The 26,526-nt window shown below is 68.7% G+C and carries 22 protein-coding genes; 12 read left to right on the forward strand and 10 right to left on the reverse strand.

All coding sequences use genetic code 11. The annotated features are described in order from the left end of the window. Positions 1-297: 297 nt before the first annotated feature. Both ACZ5ZX_RS34085 and ACZ5ZX_RS34090 read right to left on the reverse strand, forming a co-directional pair. Positions 298-1,083 carry an alpha/beta fold hydrolase gene (locus ACZ5ZX_RS34085; RefSeq protein ID WP_465506100.1) on the reverse strand — a complete coding sequence of 262 codons (786 nt, stop codon included), beginning with the start codon at positions 1,081-1,083 and terminating at the stop codon, positions 298-300. Next, a complete protein-coding gene (locus tag ACZ5ZX_RS34090) occupies positions 1,080-1,730 on the reverse strand; it encodes a TetR/AcrR family transcriptional regulator (RefSeq protein ID WP_465506101.1) in 651 nt (216 codons plus the stop codon). The genes ACZ5ZX_RS34085 and ACZ5ZX_RS34090 overlap by 4 nt, the downstream gene beginning before the upstream one ends. A 49-nt stretch (positions 1,731-1,779) precedes the next feature. On the opposite strand from ACZ5ZX_RS34090, the gene ACZ5ZX_RS34095 reads away from it, so the two are divergent. The 3 genes from ACZ5ZX_RS34095 to ACZ5ZX_RS34105 are packed head-to-tail and all read left to right on the forward strand — an operon-like array spanning position 1,780 to position 3,991. Continuing rightward, the gene (locus ACZ5ZX_RS34095; protein WP_465506102.1) at positions 1,780-2,202 is read left to right on the forward strand and encodes a hypothetical protein; all 423 of its coding nucleotides are present in this window, start codon (positions 1,780-1,782) and stop codon (positions 2,200-2,202) included. After that, the gene (locus ACZ5ZX_RS34100; RefSeq protein WP_465506103.1) at positions 2,199-2,513 is read left to right on the forward strand and encodes a hypothetical protein; all 315 of its coding nucleotides are present in this window, start codon (positions 2,199-2,201) and stop codon (positions 2,511-2,513) included. Before ACZ5ZX_RS34095 ends, ACZ5ZX_RS34100 begins: the two co-directional genes overlap by 4 nt. Then, positions 2,510-3,991 (forward strand): flavin-containing monooxygenase, encoded by a 1,482-nt coding sequence (locus tag ACZ5ZX_RS34105; protein WP_465506104.1) that lies wholly within the window; start codon positions 2,510-2,512, stop codon positions 3,989-3,991. The genes ACZ5ZX_RS34100 and ACZ5ZX_RS34105 overlap by 4 nt, the downstream gene beginning before the upstream one ends. 51 nt (positions 3,992-4,042) lie before the next feature. Here the strand turns inward: ACZ5ZX_RS34105 and ACZ5ZX_RS34110 are convergent, their stop codons facing one another. Both ACZ5ZX_RS34110 and ACZ5ZX_RS34115 read right to left on the reverse strand, forming a co-directional pair. Further along, on the reverse strand, positions 4,043-4,795 hold the full coding sequence (locus tag ACZ5ZX_RS34110) for a hypothetical protein (RefSeq protein WP_465506105.1): 753 nt from the start codon (positions 4,793-4,795) through the stop codon (positions 4,043-4,045). 4 nt (positions 4,796-4,799) lie between these two features. Next, positions 4,800-5,387 carry a papain-like cysteine protease family protein gene (locus ACZ5ZX_RS34115; protein ID WP_465506106.1) on the reverse strand — a complete coding sequence of 196 codons (588 nt, stop codon included), beginning with the start codon at positions 5,385-5,387 and terminating at the stop codon, positions 4,800-4,802. A 267-nt stretch (positions 5,388-5,654) separates the two neighbouring features. Here ACZ5ZX_RS34115 and ACZ5ZX_RS34120 point away from each other — a divergent pair, with 267 nt between their 5' ends. The 3 genes from ACZ5ZX_RS34120 (at position 5,655) to ACZ5ZX_RS34130 (ending at position 11,745) form a co-directional block, all read left to right on the forward strand. Then, positions 5,655-8,495, forward strand: coding sequence for a helix-turn-helix transcriptional regulator (locus ACZ5ZX_RS34120; protein ID WP_465506107.1), 2,841 nt, complete (start codon positions 5,655-5,657; stop codon positions 8,493-8,495). Between the two features lie 214 nt (positions 8,496-8,709). Then, a complete protein-coding gene (locus ACZ5ZX_RS34125) occupies positions 8,710-10,179 on the forward strand; it encodes a trypsin-like serine protease (protein WP_465506108.1) in 1,470 nt (489 codons plus the stop codon). Between the two features lie 27 nt (positions 10,180-10,206). Then, positions 10,207-11,745 carry a S8 family serine peptidase gene (locus tag ACZ5ZX_RS34130; protein WP_465506109.1) on the forward strand — a complete coding sequence of 513 codons (1,539 nt, stop codon included), beginning with the start codon at positions 10,207-10,209 and terminating at the stop codon, positions 11,743-11,745. A 51-nt stretch (positions 11,746-11,796) separates the two neighbouring features. Here the strand turns inward: ACZ5ZX_RS34130 and ACZ5ZX_RS34135 are convergent, their stop codons facing one another. Then, the gene (locus ACZ5ZX_RS34135; protein ID WP_465506110.1) at positions 11,797-12,228 is read right to left on the reverse strand and encodes an HPP family protein; all 432 of its coding nucleotides are present in this window, start codon (positions 12,226-12,228) and stop codon (positions 11,797-11,799) included. Next, positions 12,225-12,737, reverse strand: coding sequence for a carboxymuconolactone decarboxylase family protein (locus tag ACZ5ZX_RS34140; RefSeq protein ID WP_465506111.1), 513 nt, complete (start codon positions 12,735-12,737; stop codon positions 12,225-12,227). Before ACZ5ZX_RS34140 ends, ACZ5ZX_RS34135 begins: the two co-directional genes overlap by 4 nt. 98 nt (positions 12,738-12,835) lie before the next feature. On the opposite strand from ACZ5ZX_RS34140, the gene ACZ5ZX_RS34145 reads away from it, so the two are divergent. Continuing rightward, positions 12,836-13,387: a TetR/AcrR family transcriptional regulator gene (locus ACZ5ZX_RS34145; protein WP_465506112.1), complete on the forward strand. Its 552-nt coding sequence runs from the start codon at positions 12,836-12,838 to the stop codon at positions 13,385-13,387. A 406-nt stretch (positions 13,388-13,793) separates the two neighbouring features. Here ACZ5ZX_RS34145 and ACZ5ZX_RS34150 read toward each other — a convergent pair whose 3' ends face one another. Beyond that, entirely contained in the window at positions 13,794-14,720 is a 927-nt protein-coding gene (locus tag ACZ5ZX_RS34150) for a hypothetical protein (protein WP_465506113.1), read from the reverse strand. 300 nt (positions 14,721-15,020) lie between these two features. On the opposite strand from ACZ5ZX_RS34150, the gene ACZ5ZX_RS34155 reads away from it, so the two are divergent. Both ACZ5ZX_RS34155 and ACZ5ZX_RS34160 read left to right on the forward strand, forming a co-directional pair. Next, entirely contained in the window at positions 15,021-21,356 is a 6,336-nt protein-coding gene (locus ACZ5ZX_RS34155) for a DUF7927 domain-containing protein (RefSeq protein ID WP_465506139.1), read from the forward strand. A gap of 93 nt (positions 21,357-21,449) precedes the next feature. Beyond that, positions 21,450-21,746 (forward strand): hypothetical protein, encoded by a 297-nt coding sequence (locus tag ACZ5ZX_RS34160; protein WP_465506114.1) that lies wholly within the window; start codon positions 21,450-21,452, stop codon positions 21,744-21,746. Between the two features lie 3 nt (positions 21,747-21,749). Here the strand turns inward: ACZ5ZX_RS34160 and ACZ5ZX_RS34165 are convergent, their stop codons facing one another. Next, positions 21,750-22,076 (reverse strand): rhodanese-like domain-containing protein, encoded by a 327-nt coding sequence (locus tag ACZ5ZX_RS34165; RefSeq protein ID WP_276361339.1) that lies wholly within the window; start codon positions 22,074-22,076, stop codon positions 21,750-21,752. 81 nt (positions 22,077-22,157) lie between these two features. On the opposite strand from ACZ5ZX_RS34165, the gene ACZ5ZX_RS34170 reads away from it, so the two are divergent. After that, positions 22,158-22,736 carry a TetR/AcrR family transcriptional regulator gene (locus tag ACZ5ZX_RS34170; protein WP_465506140.1) on the forward strand — a complete coding sequence of 193 codons (579 nt, stop codon included), beginning with the start codon at positions 22,158-22,160 and terminating at the stop codon, positions 22,734-22,736. Here the strand turns inward: ACZ5ZX_RS34170 and ACZ5ZX_RS34175 are convergent, their stop codons facing one another. Both ACZ5ZX_RS34175 and ACZ5ZX_RS34180 read right to left on the reverse strand, forming a co-directional pair. Then, entirely contained in the window at positions 22,737-23,105 is a 369-nt protein-coding gene (locus ACZ5ZX_RS34175) for a hypothetical protein (protein ID WP_465506115.1), read from the reverse strand. Beyond that, positions 23,102-23,647: a MarR family winged helix-turn-helix transcriptional regulator gene (locus ACZ5ZX_RS34180; protein WP_465506116.1), complete on the reverse strand. Its 546-nt coding sequence runs from the start codon at positions 23,645-23,647 to the stop codon at positions 23,102-23,104. Before ACZ5ZX_RS34180 ends, ACZ5ZX_RS34175 begins: the two co-directional genes overlap by 4 nt. Before the next feature lie 98 nt (positions 23,648-23,745). On the opposite strand from ACZ5ZX_RS34180, the gene ACZ5ZX_RS34185 reads away from it, so the two are divergent. Further along, positions 23,746-24,138, forward strand: coding sequence for a hypothetical protein (locus ACZ5ZX_RS34185; RefSeq protein ID WP_465506117.1), 393 nt, complete (start codon positions 23,746-23,748; stop codon positions 24,136-24,138). Between the two features lie 59 nt (positions 24,139-24,197). Further along, on the forward strand, positions 24,198-26,474 hold the full coding sequence (gene secD, locus ACZ5ZX_RS34190; protein ID WP_465506118.1) for a protein translocase subunit SecD: 2,277 nt from the start codon (positions 24,198-24,200) through the stop codon (positions 26,472-26,474). The last annotated feature ends 52 nt before the right edge of the window (positions 26,475-26,526 follow it).

The following is a 26,526-nucleotide window of genomic DNA, read 5'->3' on the forward strand; positions in this document are numbered from 1 at the left end:
TCGCGTGCCCAGAGCCGGATCTCGTGTGCTCAAAGGCGGATTTCGCGTGCTTGAAGCCGGAACACCGAGTGCGGGATCCAAGCACGCGTGTTACGCCTTCGCCCTGCCCGCCACCCCACCACCCCAGCGACCAGGCCGCCCCACCAACGACACGTTTGACTTAACACCTCAGCAAAGCCCCATCGACCGACGAACCACCGTTCGGAGCCCGTCACCGGAAACCGTCACCGGAAACCGGCAACGGCCGACACGGTGCGAACCTCGTCCGCAACGGATCGCGTATCCGATCCCCTCGGTCTACCCCAGGAAGTCCCTCACCAGCTCGCTCGCTTCGGGGCGGCATTCGTCGAAGTAGGCGTGCCGTGCCCCAGTGAAAACGTGCATCCGCGCGCCGGGAATCCGCTCGGTCAGCAAAGGTGCGTTCGCGGGCGGGGCGAGGACGTCATCGTCTCCGTGCAGGACCAAGGTGGGCGCGGTGATCCGCGGGAGGGCGTCCCAGGCGTCGTGCGTGTTGCTCGCCACGAGGTGACCGCGGACGGCGTGCGGAGGCATGCCGTGCGAGCCGAGGACGGTGTACGGCCCGGGGTTCGCGGCCCGCCAGGCGGGCGTGTACATCATGTCCTCCAACGCTTCCCGCGCTTCGACCGAATGCCGTTTCGCGAGCGCCAGCCGGACGTCGTTCGACCGCTCGATCCCGTGCGCACCGCCCGGCGAGGTGCAGCCGAGGACGAGCCGACGAACTCGGTCGGGATATCGCGCGGCGACCCATTGTGCGACGCGGCCGCCCATGGAGGTGCCGTAGACGTCGGCTTCGGCGACGCCGAGCCCGTCGAGGACCGCGATCACGTCGTCCGCGAAAAGTGTTGTGGAATAAGGAACATCGGGGGCGTCGCTGACGCCGGTGCCGCGATAGTCCATGGTGATCGTGCTCGGGAAGTCCCCGCGCGTTCGGTTCCACCACGTGTGGTCGTTCGCCTGCCCGGCCAGCAGTACGAGCGGCCTTCCGGTGCCGTGCCACTGGTAGGCCAGTCGCGTGCCGTCGGCGGCGACGGCGTGACCGGTGCGGGGGAGGGCGGCGGTCATTCTGCCCCTGTTCGGTCGGGACGCGACGCGATCCCGTCGTACATGACGCGGCGGACGGCCCTGCTCATCGCCGCCTGCCCCGCCGGTGACGGGTCGCGCAGCCCGGAGAGGATCGACGCGAGGATCATCCCGTTGATCGCCCGCGCGGTGGCGTCGACGTCCAGATCCGCGTGCAGGTAGCCGAGGTGAACGCCGTGGTGCAGGTAGCCCGCGGTGAGTTCGGCGGCGGTCTCGTAAAAGTCCAGCACGCGTTCCCGCATCTCCGCGTCGATACCGGCGGCTTCGAGCAGGAGGAACCGGGCCATCCGGGGGTCGCTGCCGAAGATCTGGGCGAGCGCGTCGCCGATCCTGGCGCTCTGCTTGCGGTATTCGGCCAGGCTGCTGACCGCGTCCGGGGCGTTGTCCGCCGCCAGCGAGGCGACCACCTTCTCGACCAGGTCGGTGATGACGTGGTCGACGATGTCCCGCTTGTTCTGGAAATACCGGTAGAAGGTGCCGTGCCCGATGCCCAGCCGCGCGGCGATGTCGGCGATACCGGTCGCGTGGTAGCCGCGTTCGGCGAAGCAGTCGAACGCGGTCTCCACGATCTCGCGCCGTAGTTCCTGCTTCTTCCGTGCGGCCCTGCTGACCGGGGTCTCCGTCGTCATGCCGGTCAGCTTATTGCCCGAAGCGATCGAATGACATACCGTTCCGGAAATGACACGTCATTCCGCACGGGCGCTGGTGCTCGGTTGCGGCGGCACCCTGGGCTTCGCCTGGACGGCGGCGGTCCTCGACGCGCTGCACGCCCACGCCGGCTGGGACCCGCGTGAGGCGAAGGCGATCCTTGGGGCACTGGTCAACACGCCCGACGGCGATCCCGTCGTCGCCTCCCACGTCGGGCGGGTGCCGAATCGGTTCCCGCCGGTGCCGTACCCGCGGTGGCCCGCCGCCGGGCTGGTGCGGGCCGCGCTGCGCCGGGATGTCGACTCGCTCGCCGGTCTCGCGGGACTGCTTCCTCAGGGCAGGGGAGACGCGGGCCGGCTGCGTGACCTCGGGGACGCGCTGGCGCCCGACGGCTGGGTCCGACCTCCGCCGATCTCCTGCTCGGCCACGACGTCGGCGAGATCGCGCCGATGAGCAGTGAAGGCGGGGCCGAAGCGCGCGGCTTGAACAGGCTGGAACGCCTGCTGCGGACCGCGATGACCCGGCGCGTGGATGACGAGGTTCGACGGCTGCGCGCGGCGGGTGTGCGGGTGGTCAGGATCGAACCGGCGCCTGCCGATCTGGCCGCCATGGCCGCCATGGGCGCCAACTTCACGGACGGACGGCGCCTTCGCACGAGAAGGAGTGCGCGCGTGAGCAAGTACCCGGACCTCGACGTCGGCGCGCTCAACGCGTTCCGCCGCAACCGCCTCGACCAGGACACCCACCGGGAGGAAAACGCATGAACACGCAGTACGACGCCGTCGTCGTCGGAGCCGGTTTCGGCGGGATGGGCGCGGCGATCCAGCTCAACCGGCTCGGCTACGACAACCTGCTCATCCTCGAACGCGAGTCCGATCTCGGCGGCACGTGGCATGTGAACCACTATCCCGGCCTGGCCGTCGACATCCCGTCGGCCACCTATTCGTACTCGTTCGAACCGAATCCGCACTGGTCGCGGCTGTTCGCGCCGGGTGCGGAGCTCAAGCGGTACGCCGAGCACGTCGCGGACAAGTACCGGCTGCGGCGCTACATGCGTTTCGGCACCGTGGTCACCGGCGCCGTCTGGGACGAGACGAACGCGCACTGGACGGTGTCCCTCGCCGAGGGTGAGCCGGTCACCGCGAAGTACCTCCTCACCGCGACCGGTTTCCTTTCGCAGCCGAAGAAACCCGACATCGCCGGAATCGACTCGTTCGGCGGCAAGGTCATCCACACCACCGCCTGGGACGAGGACTACGACCTCACAGGCAAACGCGTGGCGGTGATCGGCACCGGCGCGACCGCGGTCCAGCTGATCCCGGAAATCGCGAAGATCGCGCGGGAACTCACCGTGTACCAGCGCACCCCGATCTGGGTGAGCCCGAAACTGGACTTCCCGGTGCCCGAGGCGGTCCGCCGCGCGTTCGCCGCCGTCCCGCTCACCCAGCGGATCGCGCGGCTGGCCGGGACGGCGGTGCTGGAACTGATGATGGTCTCCGGTGTCCTGCACTACAAGCAGCTGCCGATGGCGAACCGGCTCGGCAAGCTGTGGTGCCAGGCGCATCTCCGCCGTCAGGTGCGGGATCCGGGTCTGCGTGCGGCACTGACGCCACGGTATTCGTTCGGCTGCAAGCGTCCGACGTTCTCCAACGAGTACTACCCTGCCTTCACCAAGGACCACGTGCGGCTGGAGACGACGTCGATAGCGCGGATCGACGAAACCGGGATCGCGACGGCCGACGGCGGGCGGCGGGAGATCGACGTCCTGGTGCTGGCGACCGGATTCGACCTGTGGGAGGCGAACTTCCCGGCGATCGAGATCATCGGCCGCGGCGGCCGGAATCTCGGGAAGTGGTGGCGGGAGAACCGGTTCCAGGCCTACGAGGGGGTCGCGATCCCGAAGTTCCCCAACTTCATTTCGCTCAACAGCCCCTATTCCTACTCGGGACTGTCCTATTTCACCACCATCGAGACGCAGATGCGGCATATGGACCGCCTGTTCGGCGCGATGCGGCGGCGCGGCGCGACCGAGTTCGAGGTCACGCAAGAAGCCAACGACGCGTTCCTCGACCGGATGACCGAACGCCTCGGCGACTCGATCTTCACCCTCGGGAACTGCGCTCCGGCGAACAGTTATTACTTCAACCCGCACGGGGAGGCGACCTTGCTCCGCCCGTCGTCGACCTTGAACGCCATCAAGGAGGCGGGCAGTTTTCCGATCGAGGACTACACCTTCGCCTAGCGGAACGGATGCCGGGATCCCGCGCGATCCCGGCATCCGTGAGAATTCCGCCTACTGCCTGCGGAGCCGGAGCGTGACGGCCGCGCCCGCCGCGGCGAGGAAGACCGCGCCGATCGCGTAAGGCCACCACGGCACCGAGGTGTCGCCCACCGGGGAAGCACCGTAACCACCGGCCGCACCGGTGCGGTCGTAGGTCGAGCCGGGCAGCTTGTCGCCGTAGCGGCTCTGCAGGGCCTGACGGTAGGCGGCGAGCGTCATCTTCTCGCCGGTCTTCGCCACCGACGAGCCATCGAGGACGGTCACGGTGTCCCCGTCGACGGCGTACCAGGCGCCTGCCTGCGGTTCGCTCAGCAGATAACCCTTGCCGGTCAACGCCGCGAGGCGCTTCTCGACGTCACCCGACGCGACGTTGAACACCGACCAGCCGGCGCCTTCGCGCTGGGACCAGACGGTCGCCGCGGCACCGTTGCCGAGGGTGGCGGGAGTGGCGATGTAGGCGAGTTCCGCCGGTGCGCCGGGAGCCCCGGCGATGAAGGCCGCGGTCGGCTGGTAGACCGCCACCGGGGTTCGCGGATCGGCTTTGGCGGTGCGGGCCGCGACGGCCGTGTCGGCCTTCGCGGCGCCGGGGAACACCGCCTTCGCGAGCCGCTGGGTGGTCGCGTCGCTCGTGACCACTGTGGACACCGCCGCGAGGTCGGCCGCGGTGGGCGCACCGCTGGGGGCGTCGGAGGCGGACGCCTGTCCGCCGAGCGCGAGCGACAGTCCGAGAGCGAGGATCGTGGCGCCGAGGAAGGTTCGCTTCATGGTTTCAGTCCTTGATCCCGTAGACGGTGTGGGTCCAGGTGAACGAGTTGTTGGACCGATAGGCGTTGTAGTTCATCTGGTTGTAGCGGGGGCTCGAACCCCACGGGTCGCCGTAGTAGACCGTCGTCGCGCCGTTCGTGTTGTCGTAGCCGTAGAGCACGTGCATATGGCCGCCGCCGTTGCGCCAGCCGATCCGGGTGCCGATCGGCTGCCGCGCGTCGACCTGGCCCTTGATGGACGCGAAGCTCAACGTCTGGCCCGAGGAGCTGTAGGTTCCGACGTTGCTGAACCCGAGCCAGCGGAACACGCGCTGCTGATCGCTGAGGTAGCCCTGGTTGTTGGCGCAGTCCGTACCGGACTCGTTGTGCGCGACCTGGCAGAACTTCGTCTGGGACAGGCTGTGCCCCCACCAGGCGGCGATCGTGTTGCCGCTGGCGTCCCAGCACCAGTTGCTCTTCTCCTGTGCCTGCATCTTGATCGGGATCGTGGTGGCCGCCGTGATCGTGGCCGCGGCGGCGGGCGCCTGCAGGGCGACCATCGCGGCGACACCGGCGCAGGCCGTGGCCAGCCCGCGCCTGAATGAGGTTTTCACCGTGGGGACACTCCTAACTGGATGGTCGAAACGCGTAGCACGAATGCGAGGTGACAGCTGTGGCGAGGTAACAGAGGGGCACTGCGAACAGAATGAGATTCACCCTCTGGTGGCACCCGTGGCAAGGCGTGAGGCAATACGTAAGGGTCCGTATTGCGACTGCGGTGGGTCAGATCGCGCAGGTCGACGCCGGGAGAGCGGACCGCTGATGGTCACTGTCCGTGTTCCCGCCTTTCGGCGGGTGCCCGATCGGTATGGTCTTCGAACATGCCGACGATCGGTGCGGCACCGGTGTTCGTGGCCCGCGACACCGAATTGGCCGAACTGGTGCGCGTCACCTCGAGCCCGCCGTCGGTCGCCGTCGTCGAGGGCGAACCGGGTGTGGGCCGGAGCCGGTTGCTCGAAGAACTGGCCGCCCATCCCGGGATCGCGTCGCGCGTGGTCTGGTCCGCCCGCTGCGGTTCCTTCGTCCGTCCGTGCCGGTTGGCCCCGCTGGTCGACGCGCTGCTCGGGAAGAGCGCCGTCGCCGCCGCCCACGCGGCGGCCTTCTCCCCGGTCACCGGTGTCCTGCGGCGGCTGATCCCCGAATGGTCGCCGTGGCTGCCGCCGTTCCCGGAGAACGTGGACGCCGAGACCGTCCGGCAGCAGGAATTCCGCGCCGTACGCGAAGTGCTGACCGGCTGCGGCCCGGCGGTACTGGTCCTCGACGACGTCCACGCCGCCGACGACGACACGTGGGAGTTCGTGCGCGGGCTCGCGGCGTCCCCGGCGATCCCGCTGAGCGTGGTGGTCAGTTCGGTGGCGTGCGGACCGAGGCGGTTCCCGCCGATGCGGGAGATCGCCGCGCGGATCTCCCTTCCGGCGTTCACCGCCGGAGAGGTGCGCAAGCTGCTGGACACCTCGTTCGGCCGCTGTGCGCCGGATTTCGCCGAAGCGGCGCACCGGCGGACGTCGGGGATCGCCGTCGACCTGATGGCGGTGGTGCGGAGCCTCGGTGACACGGCCGAGGCGTTTTCGGCCGACAGACTGGCGTCCGCGACCGTGCCGCCGATCGTGCGGGGCCGGGTCGCCGAGTTGATGGCGGCGCTCGGCCCGGCCGCGCGGGACGTCGTCCGCGCGGCCGCGGTGCTGGGTTCCCCGGCGGGGGAACCGGATCTGGGCGCGGTGGCGGCGCGATCGTCCGGGGAGACCTCCGGCGCGGTCACCGAAGCGGTCGAAGCGGGACTGCTCCGGGATCTCGGCTGCGGTCGCTACGTCTCGGGAAGCCCCCTGATCGCGGAAGCGGTCTACGCGTTGTTGCCCGGCCCGCAGCGGTGCGCGATGCACGGCCGCGCCGCCTCCCGGCTCGCCGCCGGTGCCGAACCTTTCGCCTCGCTCATCGCCCGGCACGCGCGGCTGGCGGGTGACCTCGCCGCGTGGACACAGTGGACCGGCGTCGCGGTCGACAACGCCATCGAAGACGGCCGGACCGAGGAAGCGAGCCGTCTGCTCGAAACCGCGTTGCGGGACACGGATCTGCCGCGGACCGCACGCGAATCGTTCGCCGTCCGGCTCGGCAGGGAACTGCCGCGCAGCATCGCCCACGCCGGCACGGTCCGGCTGCTGCGCGAGATCCTGCGCGAATGGCCGCTGAGCAAGGCCGCGCGGGGTGAGATCCGGGTCCACCTCGGTCAGGTGCTGATCAACCAGGTGGGCAAGGTCGAAGCGGGCAGGCTCGAGATCGAACTGGGCGCGGCCGACCTCGGCAGGCGGCAGGCATTGCTCGCCAGGGGACTGGTCACCTTGGCGTTGCCGCATATCGGGACGGTCCCGGTCGAGGAGAACTTCCGCTGGCTCGATCAGGCCGAAGAAGCGAGCAAGGGCGAACACGATGCCGGGCTGCTCGCCGCCATCGCCGCCAACCGGCTGTCGGCGCGGATGCAGGTCGCCGATCCGGATGCCTGGCAGGACATCGCCGATCTGCCGATGGCGCCGGAATCGGCCGAGGTGTGCCGTCAGGTGGCGCGCACCTACATCAACCTGGCCGATGCGGTGGCGTGGAACGGGCACTACCCGGTCGCGCGGGCCTACCTCGCGACCGCCCGGCGGCTGATCCGCGACGACCATCAGCCCTACCTCGACGCGCTCGCCGACGGTACGGAACTGCGCCTGGACCTCGCGATGGGCGAGTGGTCGACCGTCGCGGAGAAGGCACGGGCGATGCTCACGCGCGTGGACAAGGACAGTTCGCTCGCCGCCGAGCCCTTGCTCGTCCTCGGCTGGTACGAGTACGGGCAGCATCGGCCGACGGCGGCCCTGCGCAGTTTCGACGCGGCGTTCGCGCTTTCCGCGGGCAGCGTCCCGGTGCAGGCTTCGGCGTACGCGGGCCGCGTCGCGGTCCATCAGGCGGGCAAGGACCTGCAAGCCGCCCGACGTCTCGCCGAGTACGGCCTGGAAACCGTGCGCCGCAAGAAGAACTGGGTGTGGGCGGCCGAGCTGATGCCGTTCGCCGTGCGCACCATGCTCGGGCTGGGGCAGCTGGTCGAGGCGAGGGAACTGCTCGCGGAATACCGGCAGGGCATCGACGGCAAGGACACCCCGGTCGCCAACGCGGCGGCGCTGCTGTGCCGGGGCATGCTCACCCACGCCCGAGGCGAGACGCTCGCGGCGGGTGACCTGCTGCTCGGTGCCGCGCAGGCCTATCACGCGCTGCCTTTTCCGTATTTCGCCGCCTACGCCGACGAACTCGCGGCCGGATGCTTCGCCGAAGCCGGTGAACAAGGCCGCGCCGTCTCCGCGTTCACCACCGCGGAGACGGCGTATGTGCGCCTCGGCGCCGCCGTGGACGCGCTGCGTTGCCGCCGGTCGCTGCGACGCTGCGATCCGGAGGCGCCCCGCCGCGGCCGCAAAGGCTACGGCGAAGCGTTGTCGCCGAGGGAACTCGAAGTCGCCCGGCTCGCCGCGCAGAACCTCACCAACCGGGCGATCGGCGAGCGGCTGTTCCTGTCACCGCGCACCGTGGAGATCCACGTCGGACGGGCACTGCGCAAACTGGGGCTGCCGTCGCGCACGGTCCTGACCGAGGATCTGCTCCGCGACGCGACCGGCGAGGGTTCCAAAACCGCGTGACGACCCTGTTCCCTAAGGGCCCGTATTCCGCGATTCGCTGGGTACGGCGCGGAGAAACCGCAGGTAGGAGCCGGTTTCTTTAAATGAGGGAGCGAACGCTCCGCTCCACTATTGTTCCGCTTCCCCCGCCGTCCGACAGTTGTCGGGCAGTCGCGAATTCCCCTGCGGCCTTTGTGAGTACTTCCCCGATCCGGAAGTTCTGAAAGGAATCACCGTGAGCAGAAAACGGATCCTCGGCGTGGTCGCACTGACCATGGCCGCGCTGACACCGGCAGGCGTCGCCGGTGCGGTGTCCTTGCGCGCCGTCCCCGCCGACCCGCCCCGTGCCATCGCCCCGACCGACGCCGCGCCCTTGCCAGAAGGCGGCCTCCACACGCAGAGCATCGGCGGCTCGCCTGCCTCGGTCAAGGACTACCCGTACGCCATCGCCGCGCTGCGCGAAGGCGGTTCCCGGCCGAGGGGGCAGAGCTGCTCCGGCTCCGTCATCGCGCCGCGGAAGGTCCTGGTCGCGGCGCACTGCAAGGAACTGGCCGGCGAGAAGAGTGTCCTTTATGGACTCGATGACCTCAAGAGCGCTGGCGGCACTCAGCTGAAGGCTGTCGACTACCAGGTCCACCCCAGGTTCACCCAGCCATGGAACGGTTACGACGTCGCGGTGATCACCACCGACGGCGACATCCCGGTCCCGCCCGGCGGCTACGCCAAGGTCGCCACCTCCGCCGACACCGGCCTGGAGACACCCGGCAAGGACGGCTTCAGCCTCGGCTACGGAAAGAAGGACATCGACGACTCCACTCAGGACGTCACGCTGCACAAGCTGACCCTGCCGATCGTCGACGCGAGTCAGTGCACCGGCGTGGAGAACGGCGTCGACCCGAAGACGATGATCTGCGCCGGGTACTCCGACGGCCGCAAAACCGTCCTGCCCGGTGACAGCGGCGGCCCGTTCGTCGTCGGCGGGAAGGTCGTCGGGGTCACCTCGTGGAGCCGCAGCGACTTCCACTGGTACAGCGTCTACAGCAGGCTCAACAACGAGATGGGTGACTGGGTCGCCCAGCAGATCGGCGGCGAGCAGCCAGGTGACACGTTCACTCTCGCGGCTTCGCCGTCGTCGGTGAAGGTCCTGCCCGGCAAGTACGTGTCGGCGAGTGTCACGAGCAAACCGGGCAAGAACGGAGCCGAGGACGTCACGCTGTCGGCCACGGGGCTGCCCGAGGGCGCCAAGGCGACGTTCCAGCCCGCCACGATCAAGGCGGGCGAGGTGGCGAAACTGACCATCGAGACCGCCGCCGGGACACCGGAGAAGACCTACCAGGTCACGATTTCCGGGAAGGGCACGACCGAAACGGCCACCGCCGGGCTCACCCTCACCGTCGGCGCCGGCGATCCGCCGGTCGGCGACCTCAAGGTGACCGTCGACCCGGCTTCCGGATCCGGCCGCGCGGGTTCGCTCGTGAGCGCCACCGTCACCTCGAGCGGGGGAAGCGGCTCGATCACGTTGTCCGCCAGTGGTTCGGGGCTGCCGATCAACCCGTTCTTCTCACCGCAGAGCGTGTCCAGCGGCGGCAGTTCGACCATGCAGGTCTTCGCGCCGTTCCAGCCGGGCACGTACCCGGTCACGGTGACCGCCAAGGACGCCACCGGCAAGACCGCCACCGCCACGTACACCCTCACCGTCCAGTGATCTTCGCCGAAACAGAGGTGAACTTTCATGCGTAGCAAGACGAAAACCCTGCTGGCACTCGGCCTGCTGAGCCCGCTGCTCGCGCTCGGCGCCGGAACGGCCGTCGGTGCCGAGGCCGAAGGTGTCGTGATCCCGGCCAAGGAGCACTACGGCGATCAGTACATCGTCGTCCTTCATGACGTCGCCGCGGCCGGGCAACCCGCATCGGCCGAGCTGGCGCGTCGCTACGGCGGCGAGGTCCGTTCGGTCTGGACGGCGGCGGTCCGCGGCTTCTCGGCCAAGGGCATGACCCCGGCCGAAGCGCGGAAGCTGGCCGCGGACCCGTCGGTCAAGGCGGTCTACGAGGACGGCACCGCACGGGGTACGGGCACCCAGCAGAACCCGACGTGGGGACTGGACCGGGTCGACCAGAAGAGTCTCCCGCTCGACAAGGCCTACACCTATCCGAACGAAGGCGCGGGCGTCACCGCCTACGACCTCGACAGCGGTATCAACCCGTCGAATCCGGAGTACGAAGGCCGGGCAAGCCTCGGCAAGGACTTCTTCGGTGGCGACGGCAAGGACTGTCACGGACACGGCAGCCACACCTCGGGCACGATCGGCAGCAAGACCTATGGCGTGGCGAAGAAAGTCAAGATCGTCGGGCTGAAGGTGCTGGGCTGTGACAACTCCGGGCCGGACTCGGGCATCATCGACGCCGTCGACTGGGTGACGGCCAACGCGCAGAAGCCCGCGGTGGCCAACATGAGCCTGACCATGGACGCGCCCGGGGTCGGGGACGACGCGGTCAAGCGGTCGATCGCCTCGGGCGTGGTCTACGGCGTCGCGGCGGGCAACGCCTCCACCGACGCCTGCGGCACCAGCCCGGCCAGGGTGCCGGAAGTGATCACCGTCAACGCCTCGGATTCCAGTGACAACCGGTCGTCGTTCTCCAATTACGGAAGCTGCACCGACATCTTCGCGCCCGGTTCGAACATCACGTCGCTGAGCCCGACCAGCGGCGGGACGGCGACGATGAACGGGACCTCGATGGCGACGCCGCACGTCGTCGGCGCGGCCGCGCTCTATCTGTCGGCCAATCCGGGTGCCTCACCGCAGCAGGTGCGGGACGCGCTGGTGAACAACGCGACGGCGGGGGTCATCAAGAACGCGGGCAGCGGTTCGCCGAACAAACTGCTCAACGTCTCGTTCATCGGCAGTGGCGGCCCCGGACCGACCTGCGGGGTCAAGTCGAACACCACACCGGTGTCCATTCCGGACGCCGGAGCCGCGGTGACCAGTTCGGTGACCCAGGAAGGCTGTGACGGCAAGGCTTCCGTGTCCCTGCCGGTCAAGGTCGACATCTCCCACACCTACAGTGCCGATCTCGTCCTCGACCTGATCGGGCCGAGCGGCAAGGCCTACCGGCTCAAGGGTTCCGGCGGGGTCGGTTCTGCCGACGGGGTGCACCAGACCTTCACGGTCGACGCCTCCGGTGAGGCGGCCAACGGGACCTGGAAGCTGAGCGCCCAGGACGTCTACAAGTTCGACACCGGCAGCATCGACGGATTCAGCATCACCTTCTGAGTCCACTTCGGACTCGCCGGTGGGGCCGCGCGCGCGGCCCCACCGGTGTTCTCATTGTGGCGCGGTCTTCGCGGTGAACCGCGTGCGGAGGTTCACCGCGACGGCCAGCGCCGCCGCGGCGCCGAGCAGGAACACGCCGGTGGGCAACGGCTGCAGGACCATCAGGCAACCGGACGCGACCGCGGGCGGGTGCACCACCCGGAACAGCAGCATGGCGCCGAGTCCGGCCGCCGCCGCGATCGCGACGGCCACCGGCCCCGGCGCGAGCAGGAGCGCGGTGAGCAGGCCGCCCGCCACGGCGAGCGCGTGGCCGCCGAAGACCGCGGCCGGCCGGGCGGACGGCAGCGCCGGGTTGGCCAGTACCAGGGCCAGGCTGGCGGCGAGCGGTGCCGACGCCGCGGGGCCGATCCCCGAGCCGATTCCGGCGGCGGCCACCCCGCCCGCACCGACGGCGGTCAGCAGGACGGGCAACGCGTGCTTCACCGGGCGACCTCGGGGAAGTCCAGTTCGGGTTCGGCGACGTGGTTGAAGTAGTTCGACAGCACGTTGAGCGCGATATGCGCGACCACCTCGGCGATCTGTGCGTCGGTGACCCCGGCCGCGCGGGCTTCGGCCAGCTGCTCATCGGAGATCCGGCCGCGGTGGGTCATGACGGCGTCGGCGAGCCGGAGCACCGCGCGGGTATGCGGGTCGGGGCTGTCGGCCTCGCGGACGCTCGCCAGTTCTTCGGCGGGAATGCGCATCTTCTCGCCGCGGAACGTATGCGCGGCGAGGCAGTAGCCGCATTCGTTGCGCCACGCGGTGAACAGCGCGAGCAGTTCCCGCTCCCGCGCGGTCAGTTCGCCGCGGGTGAGGGAATCGCGCAGGGCGAGGTAGCCGCTCAAGGCGGCAGGGCCGTTGGCCATCGCGGCATAGAGGTTGGGCACCCGGCCGAGCTGGTTACGGACGTCGGTCAGCAACGGATGCTCGGTGAGGTGGGGGATGCGGGACACGGGCTCTCCAAACGGTACTGGTCTGTTCCGAATGAGACGGTACAGACCTGTTCCGTCTGCGGTCAACCACTTCGGTACAGAGTGGTACTGTTTCGGCCGTGGGCACCCGAGCGCGCGAGCGATTGCTGAGCACAGCCGAGGAGCTGTTCTACGCCGAAGGCATCCGCGCCGTCGGAATCGATCGCATCCTGGACGAGTCCGGCGTCGGCAAGGCGTCGTTGTACCGGCACTTCCCGAGCAAGGAAGCGCTGGTGGAGGCGGTGCTGCGGGAGCGGGACCGCACCTGGCGGCAGTGGCTCTCCGACGCCGTCGACGGCTACCGCCTCGACCCGGAGGACAGGGTCCTCGCGGTCTTCGACGCGCTCCATGAACGCTTCTCCCGCAAAGACTTCCGTGGCTGCGCCTTCATCAACACCATGGTCGAGACGGCGGATCCGTCGAGCCCCGTCCACGCCGTCGCGGCCGAGCACAAGGTCGCGCTGACCGGCTATCTCGCCGGTCTGCTCGCCGACGCGGGCCGTGCCGACGCCGCCGAACTCGCCGAGCACCTCGTGCTGATCGTGGACGGCTCGATCGTGACCGCGGTCCGGGAGAACTCCCCGGACGCCGCCCTGCGCGGCAAGTCGATCGCCGCCGCCCTGCTGCGCTGACCGGCGCGGTCCGGGCTGGCTGACGGAGGCCGGCCGCGACTCTGGTCGCGAGTCGGTAAGTGTCGTGCTGGCCAAGGGGTTTTGGTACCTGCGATGGGTGGGTCCGGTAGCGGCCGGGCCGTGAAGGACTCCTTGAGGGACTCAGAGTCCCTCAAAGTTCCCCTCACTCGCCCTGGACGGCCGTCACGAGCCCCAGCGGCCTCACCTGTCACACCAGCTGCGCGTGAAGGACCCCTTCCCTCGGCTCAGCCGAGGGAAGGGGTCCTTCACGCGCTCCCCAGTACATGAATGGCCCCTTCCTGTACCTCTAGGCGCAAGGAAGGGGGCCATCATGTACTCCGCTGCGAGCCAGGCGTTGGTCAGGTTGGTCGTGAGTGGCGATTCGGGTTAGAACCCGAATCGCCACTCACGAGGCGGTGAGGGCCCGGCGGAGTTCTTCGTAGGTCGGGGCGAGGGTCCGGAGCGTTTTCGCGGCGCTCGCGTCGTTTCCGGTGACGAGGTCGTACTGCAACGAGCCGACCGAACGTGCCTGTGTGGTGGCGATTTCGGCGGCGGCGCCGTGGTCCACCCGGCGCAGGCAGGCCGCCGCGTCGGCCAGTCGCCGCGCGCCGACCCGGACCGCGAAGTGGACGAGCTGCCCGCGCGCATCCGGATCCAGTCCGGACTCGATCCGCGCGGCCAGCGACAGGGCCGCGTCGGCGTTGCCGAGGCTGCCCGGCGGGAGCCCGGCCCCGTTCTCGCCGCCGAGCCAGGCGGCCGCCCGGGGGAGTGACGCGATGAGCGCGGCCTCCTCGTCGACGACGGTGTGCCGGACGAAGTTCGTGCGCAGGGTGTGCGGTTTGCCGTAGGCGACGGTCTCCGCGCGCCAGGCGGCGGCGAACTCCGTTCGCGGCAGCCGCGCGTACGGGTAACCCTGCGGGTCGTGGACGGTGACCGATTCGCTGTCCGCGGCGAGCGCCACCAGGTAGTGGTCGGCGGCGATCGGGCCGGTCATCCCGGGCTGATAGCGCAGATGCCCCATCTCGACCGGGCCGATCATGACCGGTCCGTCGGCCAGTCCTTCGACGAGCCGGGCGAACGCCGCGTCCGGTTCCTCTTCACTGACGGTGTCCGCGGTCCAGCCGAGGACGGTGAGCGCGTCACCGATGCCGATCTCGGGATCCCAGCCGAAGGGGTCGAACAACGGCAGCGAGCCGCCGATGAGCTGCATTCCGAACGGGCTGCCGGTCAGCGTCTCGAGTACGGCGGTTCCCGGTGCGGCCGAGCCCAGCATCATCGACAGGGAATGGGTGTAGCAGTAGGGGCCGGAGCCTTGATAATGGAGGTCGTTCACTCCGTCGAGAGTGGCATTTTTCGCGGTAAAACACCACGTTCCCCCGGAACAGTCCGTTGTGGACACGGTGGTGAACACCGTTTTCATCACCCGTCCGGGGGTTTTGTTCTCATCCAAGGGGTTTTATCAGGGCGACACCCCGGGTCCCGGTTGCCGTTCATGATCCCCCCGACACAGGATGACCGTCATCCGGGCTCGCTGTCCCCGTCCGCCCTGACCTGGGCCGACGGGAGCGAGCGGTGAGGTGGAGGCGGCATGGCGGAACGGCGTGGGCGAAATCGGTGTCGCCGGGGCTTGGCGATGCTCACGGTGGTCGTCGTGGCCCTGCTGATGGGCGCCCCACTGCCCGCCGGTGCCCAGACTGCGGAAGCTCAACCGCGCGGAGCGGGCACCGAGCGGCCGATCGGGCCGGAGCCGGTGTACTCCGGGCTCGCCCACGGCGGCATCGTGATGGCCGCCAACTCGGTGGTGCGCTGCGGCGCCGGCGTCAACTGCGACGCCTCGGCGAGCAACGCGAGCCCGGTGTCCTGGATCAAGACCGACCCCTCCGCGCCCGGTAACACCGCCTCGGCGGCGGACCTGACCATCCCGGCCGGTGCGAAGGTCCTCAACGCGCGGCTGTACTGGCAGTTCAACCCGGTCGCCACCAGCGGGACCTCCGGCGACGGCCCGCGAGGGAACCAGGTCTCGCTGAAGACGCCCGGAGCGGGTTCCTACCAGCGGATCACCGCCGACACCTACGACTGGTTCCCCGCGCTGACCACACCGGGCAACCCGACCCTGTACGCCTATGGTGGCGCGGCCGACGTCACCGCCGCGGTGACCGGTGCCGGGGCTGGCCAGTACACGGTCGCCGACATCCAGGCCTGTCAGGGACAGTCGATCAGCCCGACCAACCTCGGCTGCTGGGGCGGCTGGTCGCTGGTGGTCGCCTACGAACTGGCCAGTGAACCGCTGCGCTATCTGCAGGTGTGGGACGGTCTTCAGCGGGTCGCCGGCGGTGGCCAGCCGGTCTCGGCGACCATCGCGCTCAGCGGCATCAAGGCGCCGACGTCGCGCCAGCCGAACGTCGAACTGGGGATCGTGGCCGGGGACGGCGACGCGCCCATCAGCGGCGACTACCTCCAGGTCGGCCCAAACGCCTCCAGCCTGCAGGACATCCCCCTGCCGGGCCCCGCCGGCACGGTCACGAACAACGCTTTCAGCAGCCGCATCGACCAGGTGGCGTCGAACGGGTCCGGAGCCAACGTCACCGCCCGGAATCCGAATCCGGTCAACAACGTCGGGTACGACGCCCGGAGCATCGACATCACCGGCAAGGTCCCGGCGGGCACGTCCGCGCTCCAGGTGAAGATCGGCACCACCGGCGACGCGCTCTATCCGCAGGTGGTCTGGCTGGTCACCGACGCGCTCGAACCCGATCTGCAGATCACGAAGGCCAACGACCCGGTCGGCAACACCGACGACAACCCGCCTGGCTACGTCACCAAGGGCAGCGACGTCACCTACACCTTCGACGTCGCCAACAAGCACGCCGACGGTTCCGTCACCGACCTCGACACCGCGACGAACGTGGTGCTCACCGACACCCTGCCGGACGGCGTCACCTTCGTGGCCGGGTCCAATCCGGACTGTTCCGCCGCCGGGCAGCTGGTCACCTGCCGGCTACGGAATCTCGCGCCAGGGCAGTCGCAGAAGGTGGCCTTCAAGGTCACGGTCGGGGCGGCGGTGCCGGACGGCACCAAACTCGACAACACCGGAAAGCTGACCTTCCGCGGCGAGGACACCGGCCGCGCGCAGGAGCGCACGTCGAACACGGTGCGGAACACGGTCGCGTCGCCGGGGTATCAGCTGACCAAATCGGTCGACCTCGCCGAAGCCATCCCGGGTGACACGCTGACCTACAAGGTGACTCTGCGGAACACCGGCGTGATTCCGGTGCCCGCGCTCACGGTGCGCGACACGCTCCCACCGGGGACGAGCTACGTGTCGTCCGAGCCCTCGAAGGGGACCGCGTCCGGTACCGGTCCGATCGACTGGGCGGTGGACGGCCTCGCCATCGGGGAGACCGCGACGCTGACGGTGCGGGTGAAGGTCGAAGAGGCCGCGATCGGCAAGGAGCTGGTGAACCGCGCGACCGTCCCGACCGGACCGCCGCCCGTGGTGCCGCCGGACTCGCGATGCCCGGACGACCCGGCCGCGGCGTGCGCGAAGACCAAGGTGCCCGCGCCGTCGTACACGGTGACGAAGACCGCGGACAAGGAATCCGCGGACCCCGGTGACACCGTGCGGTACACGATCAACGTCACCAACACCGGCAGGGTGACCGCGGCGGACCTCAAGGTCGTCGACGATCTGACCGGTCTGCTGGACGACGCGGTCTACCAGAACGACGCCGGCGCGTCGGCGGGAACAGTGTCCTATGTGGAACCGAAGCTGACCTGGACCGGCACGCTCGCGGCAGGGAAGAGCGCCGAGTTCACCTACACGGTGAAGGTGAAGAATCCCAATACCGGGGACAACCGGCTGAAGAACGTGGTGACGTCGGAGACGCCGGGTGGTAACTGTCCGCCGGGTTCGACGGATCCGAAGTGTGGGACGACGACTCCGGTGTCGGGTTTGCTGATCGAGAAGTCGGTCGACAAGCAATCGGCGAACCCGGGTGACGTCGTGAAGTACACGGTCACGGTCCGCAACACCGGTCAGACGAAACTGACCGGTGCGACGTTCACCGACGATCTCGCTCAGGTGCTCGATGATGCCGACTACCAGCGAGACGGTGCGGCGACGATCGGCACGGTGTCCTATGTGGAACCGAAGCTGACCTGGACAGGCGACCTCGGCGTCGGCGAAACGTCCACGGTGACCTACACGGTCAAGGTGAAGAACCCCAACACCGGGGACAATCGGCTGAAGAACGCGGTGTCGTCGGAGACGCCGGGTGGTAACTGTCCGCCGGGTTCGACGGATCCGAAGTGTGGGACGACGACTCCGGTGTCGGGTTTGCTGATCGAAAAGGTTGTCGACAAGCAGTCGGCGAACCCGGGCGATGTCGTGAAGTACACGGTGACGGTGCGGAATACCGGTCAGACCAAGGTGGACGGTGCGACGTTCACTGATGATCTGAGCCAGGTGCTCGACGATGCCGACTATCAGAACGACGGGGCGGCGACGATCGGTGGTGTCACGTATGCGGCGCCGAAGCTGACGTGGACCGGTTCGCTCGACATCGGGCAGACATCCACGGTCACCTACACGGTCAAGGTGAAGAACCCCAACCCTGGTGACAAGAAGATGTCCAATGTGGTCACTTCGGAGACACCGGGTGGTAACTGTCCGCCCGGTTCGACGGATCCGAAGTGTGGGACGACGACTCCAGTGTCGGGTTTGCTGATCGAAAAGGTTGTCGACAAGCAATCGGCGAACCCGGGTGACGTCGTGAAGTACACGGTGACGGTGCGGAATACCGGTCAGACCAAGGTGGACGGTGCGACGTTCACCGACGATCTCGCTCAAGTGCTCGACGATGCCGACTACCAGAACGACGGAGCCGCTTCGATCGGTTCGGTGTCTTATGCGGCGCCGAAGCTGACGTGGACCGGTTCGCTCGACATCGGGCAGACATCGACGGTCACCTACACAGTCAAGGTGAAGAACCCCAACCCTGGTGACAACCAGCTCAAGAACGCCGTGACTTCGGAGACACCGGGCGGGAACTGCCCGCCGGGCTCGACCGACCCGAAGTGCGGGACCGTCACACCGGTGTCGGGCTTGAAGATCGAGAAGTCGGTCGACAAGCAGTCGGCGAATCCCGGCGATGTCGTGAAGTACACGGTGACCGTGCGGAACACCGGTCAGACAAAACTGTCCGGTGCGACGTTCACCGACGATCTGAGCCAGGTGCTCGACGACGCCGACTATCAGAACGACGGAGCCGCGACGATCGGCACGGTGTCCTATGTGGAACCGAAGCTGACCTGGGTGGGCGATCTCGACGTCGGTGCGACAGCGACGGTCACTTACACGGTGAAGGTCAAGAGCCCGGTTCCTGGTGACAAGAAGCTCATCAACACCGTCACCTCCGAGACGCCGGGCGGGAACTGCCCGCCGGGCTCGACCGATCCGAAGTGCGGGACGACCACACCGGTGTCGGGTCTGCTCATCGAGAAGAAGGTCGACAAAGCGTCGGCGAACCCGGGCGATGTCGTGAAATACACCGTCACCGTCAGCAACACGGGCCAGACGAAGCTGACCGGCGCGACGTTCACCGATGACCTGACACAGGTCCTCGACGACGCCGAGTACCAGAACGACGGCGCAGCGACCATCGGTGACGTCTCCTATGCGGCGCCCGAACTGACTTGGACGGGTGACCTCGGCGTCGGTGACAAGTCCACGGTGACCTACACGGTCAAGGTGAAGAACCCCAACACCGGCGACAATCGGCTGAAGAACGTCGTGACTTCGGAGACGCCAGGCGGGAACTGCCCGCCGGGTTCCACGGATCCGGCCTGCGGTACCGACACCCCGGTTTCGGGCCTGGAAATCAAGAAGTCGGTCGACAAGACGTCGGCGAACCCGGGCGATATCGTGAAGTACACGGTGACCGTCCGGAACACCGGGCAGACCAAGGTGGACGGTGCGACGTTCACCGACGATCTCGCTCAAGTGCTCGACGACGCCGACTATCAGGGAGACGGTTCCGCGACGATCGGCACGGTGTCCTATGTGGAACCAGAGTTGACTTGGACGGGTGACCTCGGCATCGGCGAGACCGCCACGGTCACTTACACGGTCAAGGTGAAGAACCCGGGCGACGGTGACCATCGATTGAAGAATGTCGTGACTTCGGAGACGCCGGGTGGGAACTGCCCGCCGGGGTCCACCGATCCGAAGTGCGGGACCACCACACCGGTTTCGGGTCTGCTCATCAAGAAGACCGCCGACAAGAAGTCGGTCGATCCCGGCGACACGGTGAAGTACACGATCACCGTCACCAACACCGGGCAGACCAAACAGGACGGTGCGTCGTTCACCGACGACATGACGCAGGTCCTGGACGACGCCGACTACCAGAACGACGGCGCGGCCACCATCGGCGATGTCACTTACAGTGCACCGAAGCTGAGCTGGACCGGTTCGCTCGACATCGGCCGGACGGCGACCATCACCTACACGGTGAAGATCAAGAACCCGGTTCCCGGTGACAAGAAACTGTCCAATGTGGTCACCTCGGACACCCCGGGCAACAACTGCCCGCCGGACTCGACCGACCCGAACTGCGTGGCGGACGTGCCGTCCCGCGAACTGACGGTGAAGAAGACCTCGGACAAGCAGACCGCGAACCCGGGCGATGTCGTGAAGTACACCGTCACCGTCACCAACACCGGCAAGGTCGATCTGGTCGGCGAGGACGCCGCGCGGGTCACGGACGACCTGTCCGAGGTGCTCGACGACGCCGACTACTCCGGCGATGCCCGGTCCGCCCCTGTCGGCGGTACTTTCGCCTTCACCGCGCCGAATCTGGTGTGGGTCGGTGATCTCCCGGTGGGGGCGTCGACCACGCTGACCTACTCGGTGAAGGTGAAGAACCCGGTCACCGGTGACCACGAACTGCGGAACACCGTCAGCACCAACACCCCGGGCACCTGCCCGCCGCAGTCCGACGATCCGGCGTGCTCGACCAGTACCCCGGTGCCCGGCATCGCACTGGAGAAGAAGGCGGACAAGTCGACGGTGAACCCGGGCGACGTCGTCAAGTACACGGTCACGGTCCGCAACACGGGCAAGACCAAACTGACCGGTGCGACCTTCACCGACGACCTCACCGAGGTCCTCGACGACGCGGAGTTCCAGAAGGACGGTGCGGCGACGATCGGTGAAGTGACGTATGCGGAGCCGAAACTGACGTGGACGGGCGACCTGGAGATCGGGCAGACGGCGACGGTCACCTACAGCGTGAAGGTGACCAAGACCGACGGTGACGGCAAGCTGGTCAACGCGATCACTTCCGACACACCCGGGGGCAACTGCCCGCCGGGCAGCAAGGACCCGAAGTGCGGCACGACCACTCCGCTGTCCAGTCTCAAGCTGAAGAAGACGGTCGACAAGACCGAGGCCAAGCCCGGCGAGGTCGTCACTTACACCGTGACGGTCGAGAACACCGGACAGGCCACCGTCGACGACGCGACGTTCACCGACGACCTGACCGAGGTGCTCGACGACGCCACCTTCGACGGCACCGCGAAGGCCAGCAGGGGAACAGTGACCTACTCCGCACCGAAACTCACCTGGAAGGGCAAGCTCGAGGCGGGGGAGAAGGCCACTGTCACCTACGCGGTCACCGTGAAGTCGCCCGCGCGTGGTGACCACCGGCTCCGCAACGTCGTCACGTCCGACACGCCGGGCGTCAACTGCCCGCCCGGTTCGGCGAACCCGGACTGTGGCACGGACACCCGGGTGCCGCCGGAGCCGCCGACCCCGGAGAAGCCGAACCCGCAGCCGCCGACCACCCCGCGTCCGCCTGGTCTGGCCGTCACCGGTTCGCCGGTGAGGACGATGACGGTGCTGGCGCTGGGCATGCTTGCCATCGGCGCCCTGCTGCTCCTGGCCGGGCGGCGACGCAGGGAGTCCTGACCGCGACCATGCGCGTGAAGGCCCCCTTCCCTCGGCTCAGCCGAGGGAAGGGGGCCTTCACGCGCACTACGCGGGGAGTCCTGACGGCGGCCGATGATTCCGGCCCGCGGCGGGAGTCTCCTCACCCCGGCGCGATGGCTGCCCGCCATCGCGATGCTCGGCGAGGCGATCGTGCACGCCGAGGACATCCGCCGCCCGCTCGGTCTTCGCCATGACTATCCGATCGCCGTCCTCGCCTCGCCGGCCGGCTACTACCAGGGTTCCGATCTCGTGGTGATGGCGAAGGGACGCATCGGCGGGCTGAGGCTGCAAGCGACGTCCTATCTCACCGAACTCCACGGCGACGGGGTGCCGATCCTGCGGCGGCGCATGCCCCTCGACCGGGATTGAGGTTCAGCCCTGTTCGAGGGGGAGGCCCGCGTCGGCCCAGTCCTCGATGCCTTCCCGGTACTTGCGGACGTCGGTGTAGCCGAGCGCGGTGAGCCGGTCGGCGACCTGTCCGCTGTTGGGGCAAGCGGGGTTCGAGCAGTAGGTGACGATCGCGGCGCCGCGATCGGGCAGCACGGTGGCGGCCTGCGCGTCGACGTCGGCGAGGACGAGGGGAACGGCGCCGGGCAGATGCTGCTTGGCGTAGTACTCGCCACCCAGGGCGTCGACCACCGTCACGGTCTTCGCGTCGATCGCGGCCTTCAGTTCGTCACGGGTGATGAGTGCGGTCATGTCGCTACCTCCAGTTAATCGGACTATAGTCCGTATGTGCCCCGTGACGATAACGGACCGCAGTCCGGTTATGCAACCTCGTTGGAACTCCTGCGGACGCCGCCGCCCAAAGAGCGCGCGGACGCCGCCCGCAACCGCGCCGCCATCCTGGACGCGGCCGCGTCGCTGTTCGCCGAGCACGGCGTCGACGCGGTCTCGATGGACCAGGTGGCGGCGGCGGCGGGCGTGGGCAAGGGGACGTTGTTCCGCCGCTTCGGTGACAAGGCGGGGCTGGCCGCGTCGCTGTTGGACGCCAGGGAACGCGTACTCCAGGAGGGAATCCTGCAGGGTCCGCCCCCGCTGGGTCCCGGCGCCCCGCCGTCGGAACGTCTCGTGGCCTTCGCCGACGCCTACCTCGATTACCTGTTCAAGCATTTGCCGCTGGTGCGGATGTCGGAGACCGCGGCGCCGGGGGCGCGCTACCGCATCGGCGCCTACCGGTTCTGGCATCGGCACGTGGCGATCCTGCTCGACGGCACGCCGGACCCGGAGCACGGCGCGCACGCCCTGCTCGCGCCGATGGCGGCCGAGCACGTCACCGCGTTGCTGCCGGAAATCGGCGAAGAGCGGATCCGTGCCGGGATCACGCGCCTGTGGCGGCAGGCGGTGATATCCGGTTGATCAGGCCGATCCGGCCGCCGCCATCACCGGATGCCAAGGGGTCGCGTCGAAGATCAGCGTGATGGCTTCGATCCGGCCGTCCCGCAGCCGGAAGTGCTCGGCGGTGTGCTGGATTCCCATCGGCAGCAGGGTTTGCACGTCGTAGACCAGCGTCGCCTCCGACTCGCCGTACAGTTCACTGATCATCTCGACGCCGGTGACGACCTGGAGAAATCCGGGGAGCCCGGCCAGATGGCCGTCGGCGTCGGCGCTCATCAGCGGGCTTCGGAAAGTGAAAGAACCGGTGAGCAGGGCGGCCGCGGCGGCCACGTCGCCCGCGAATCTCGCCCGGTGATAGGCCTGGACGGTTTTCCGTGTCGTGCCGGTCATGAACGTTCCTCCAGATAGCGGGCCAAGCGGTCCTGGTTTTCCACCACACGCAGGCAGAGGTGCCGGAGCAACGCGGTTTCGGCGGGGGTGAAACCGCGGAAGACCGCCGCCATGGCCGCCTGCGACGGCCGGCGGAACTCGTCGAGCCAGGTCCGTCCGGCAGGGGTGATCCTGGCGAGTACGGAACGCCTGTCTTCCGGAGCGGGGACGCGTTCGGCGAGCCCGCCCCGCTCCAGGGTGTCGACGAGGCCGGTCACGTTCCTCGAACTCACTCCCGCCGAGGCGGCGAGGTCCTTGATGCTGACGCCGCTTTCGTCGACCGCCAGGCGGATCAGGATGTCCAGGGCGCCGGGGCTGAGCCCGCGGTCTCCCGTGCCCGTCGAACGCAGTTTGTCCAGGCCGCGAGCCGCCGCACGGATGGCCGCGGCCGCTTCCAGTACACCGAGATCGTCGTCGGGGGCGAACTCGGCGAGCGCCGTCCTCACCCGTGGGTCGAAAAGCAGGTCGTCTCGATCGCGTGCGAAATCGTCTACGTGCTTCATGATGAAGCACTACTTTAGTACATGCTTCCGTATCTGCGGCGGACGGTGGCGGCACCCGGCCAGTAGGGTGTCGGAGGAGAACGCCAGGGAGTGTGTCGATGACGGTGGAGCGCCGGACGTACCGGCCTGCCAGGCAGGCCGTGCTGGTGCTGCTCGCCGCCGTCTTGACCGCGCTCGGGCTGTTCTTCGCGCTCCACTCGGCTGATTCCGCGTCCGCGGACGAGTCGCGCGGGGCGAACGCGACGGTCGATTCGTCGCTCTCCGAGGCCGTGGCGCCGGTACGCGCCATGGGCAGGCTCGCCGCCGAGCCGGCGCTCCTGGGGGTGCAGGGTCACGGTGACCTGCCTCTCTTCGGCGCAGTCCCGCACGGTCCCGCGTCGCCGACGCTGCTCCGTCTCGGCGAGCTCCGCACCGAAGCCACTCCTCTCTCCCGCGCGGCGCACCGTCTCGCGCTGGGGGATCGCGCTCCTCCTTTCCCGGTAGCCGTCTGAAGCTGACGGGCGCGTCTTCCGCGTGCCCGAACCGGGGAACCGATCGAGGAGAAATCGTCGTGCCGCGCGAAACCGCGCGGCGAGGCATGACCGGGCGAGCCGTTGTCTCGCTGGTCGTCCTCGCCGCGACCGTGTACCTGTTGCTGACCACCGCCCCGCGACTGGGGCTCGATCTGCGTGGTGGCACGCAGATCGTGCTGGAGACCAAGGATTCACCCACCGCCACCGCCGGACCGGAGACCACCGACCGGACGCTCGAGGTGCTGCGCCGCCGCGTCGACGCGCTGGGCGTCGCCGAACCCATGCTCGCCCGCTCCGGGGACAACCGGATCATCGTCGAACTGCCCGGCGTGCGGGATCCGCGTGAGGCCGTCGAAGTGATCGGCCGGACCGCGCAGCTGTCCTTCCATCCCGTGCTCGGCACCGGCGCGGCCCCCGGTGACTCCCGGGTCCTTCCCGACGAAAGCGGCCGGCCGATCAATCTCGGCCCTGCGGCGTTGACCGGCGAAGGTGTCGACGAGGCACTTTCCTCGATCGATTCGCAGGGTGGCGGCTGGCTCGTTTCCGTTGACTTCAAGGGGGATTCCGGTCGCGCCTGGGAGCGGCTGACCGGACAGGCCGCCTGCTCGCCGCCGGGTGATCCGACCCGCCGGGTGGCGATCGCGCTCGACGACAAGGTGATCTCGTCGCCGCAGGTGAGCCCGCAGGTCGCCTGCGGGGTCGGGATCGTCGGCGGGAGTACGCAGATCACCGGCCGGTTCTCCCCGGCGGAGGCGAAGGATCTGGCGTTGCTGATCAACGCGGGCGCGTTGCCGACACCGGTCGAGATCATCGAGCAGCGCACCGTCGGCCCCACGCTCGGCGCCGCCGCGATCGACGCCAGCGCCCGCGCCGCCGTGATCGGACTGGCGCTGACCGCGCTGTTCCTGCTGGCGGTGTACCGGCTGGCCGGATTGATCGCGGTGGGCGCGCTGGTCGCGTACGCCGCGGTGTCCTACGCCGCCTTGCTCGCCGTCGGCGCGACGCTGACCTTGCCGGGGCTCGCCGGTTTCGTGCTGGCCATCGGGATGGCCGTCGACGCCACCGTGCTCGTTTTCGAACGGGCGAGAGAGGAACACGCGGTCAACCGCGGTGGTTCGCTGCCACGATCGGTCAGCCGCGGGTTCAGCGGGGCGTTGTCGGCGATCGTCGATTCGAACGTCACCACCCTGCTCGCCGCAGGACTGCTGTTCTGGCTGGCGTCCGGCCCGGTGCGCGGGTTCGGGGTGACACTCTCGATCGGTGTGGTCGTGGCCCTGTTCATCTCGCTCGTGCTCACGCGGGTGTTGCTGCATCTCACGATGCGGGGCGCGGTCGCGCGCAAGCCGAGGCTTTCCGGGCTCACCCACGAAGGCCGGGTCCGCCGGTGGGTCAACCGCCGCGATCCGGAGTTCCTGGCGCGGCCGCGCCGGTGGCTGATGGTGGCCGGCGCCGTCGTCATCGCGGCCGTCACCGGGCTTTTGGTGGCCGGGCCGAACCTCGGCGTGGAGTTCACCGGCGGCCGGGTGATCGAGTACGCCACCTCGGCACCCGCCGACGTCGAGCAGGTCCGTGACGCGGTTTCCGACGCCGGATTCCCGCGCGCCGTCGTGCAGCTGTCCGGGGACAAGGACATTTCGGTGCGCACCGAGCCGATCGACGAGGCCGCCACCGAGCGGATCCGGACGGCGGTCGCCGGGGTCGCCGGTGACGCCACCGAGATCCGTGACGAGCAGATCGGCCCGAGCCTCGGCGCCGAGCTGCGCACCAAGGCGGTCATCGCGCTCGGCCTCGCGGTGCTGGCGCAGCTGGCCTATCTCGCGGTGCGGTTCGATTGGCGGCTCGGGCTGGCCACGGTGGCCGCGCTCGCCCAGGACGTCCTGATCATCCTCGGCATCTTCGCCTGGCTGGGGAAGTCGATGGACGGCGTCTTCCTCGCCGCGCTGCTGACGGTGATCGGCTATTCGGTCAACGATTCGGTGGTGGTCTTCGACCGGGTACGCGAGGTCCGGGGGCAGCGCCGCAAGGAACCGTTCGCCCGTGTCGTCGGCACCGCGGTGCTGCAGACGTTGCCCCGGACGATCAACACCGGTATCGGGGTGCTGTTCGTGCTCGGGGCGCTGCTGTTCCTCGGCGACGGGTCGCTGGCCGACTTCGCCCTCGCGCTGCTGCTCGGTCTCGTGGCGGGCACGGTGTCCACTGTGGCCACCGCGGGTCCCGTCGCCATCCTGCTCGACCGGCGGTGGCCAGGGGCCGGACGTCCCGCCAGGAAGGCGTCGCGGGTACGGAAGCGCGACGACAACGGCGCGGTGGTGTGATCGTCGCTCCTTTGTGGACCGCCGCGGTCGCACTGTCCCTATGCTCGTTCCC

The sequence above is a fragment of the Amycolatopsis sp. NPDC033938 genome (assembly GCF_055575975.1).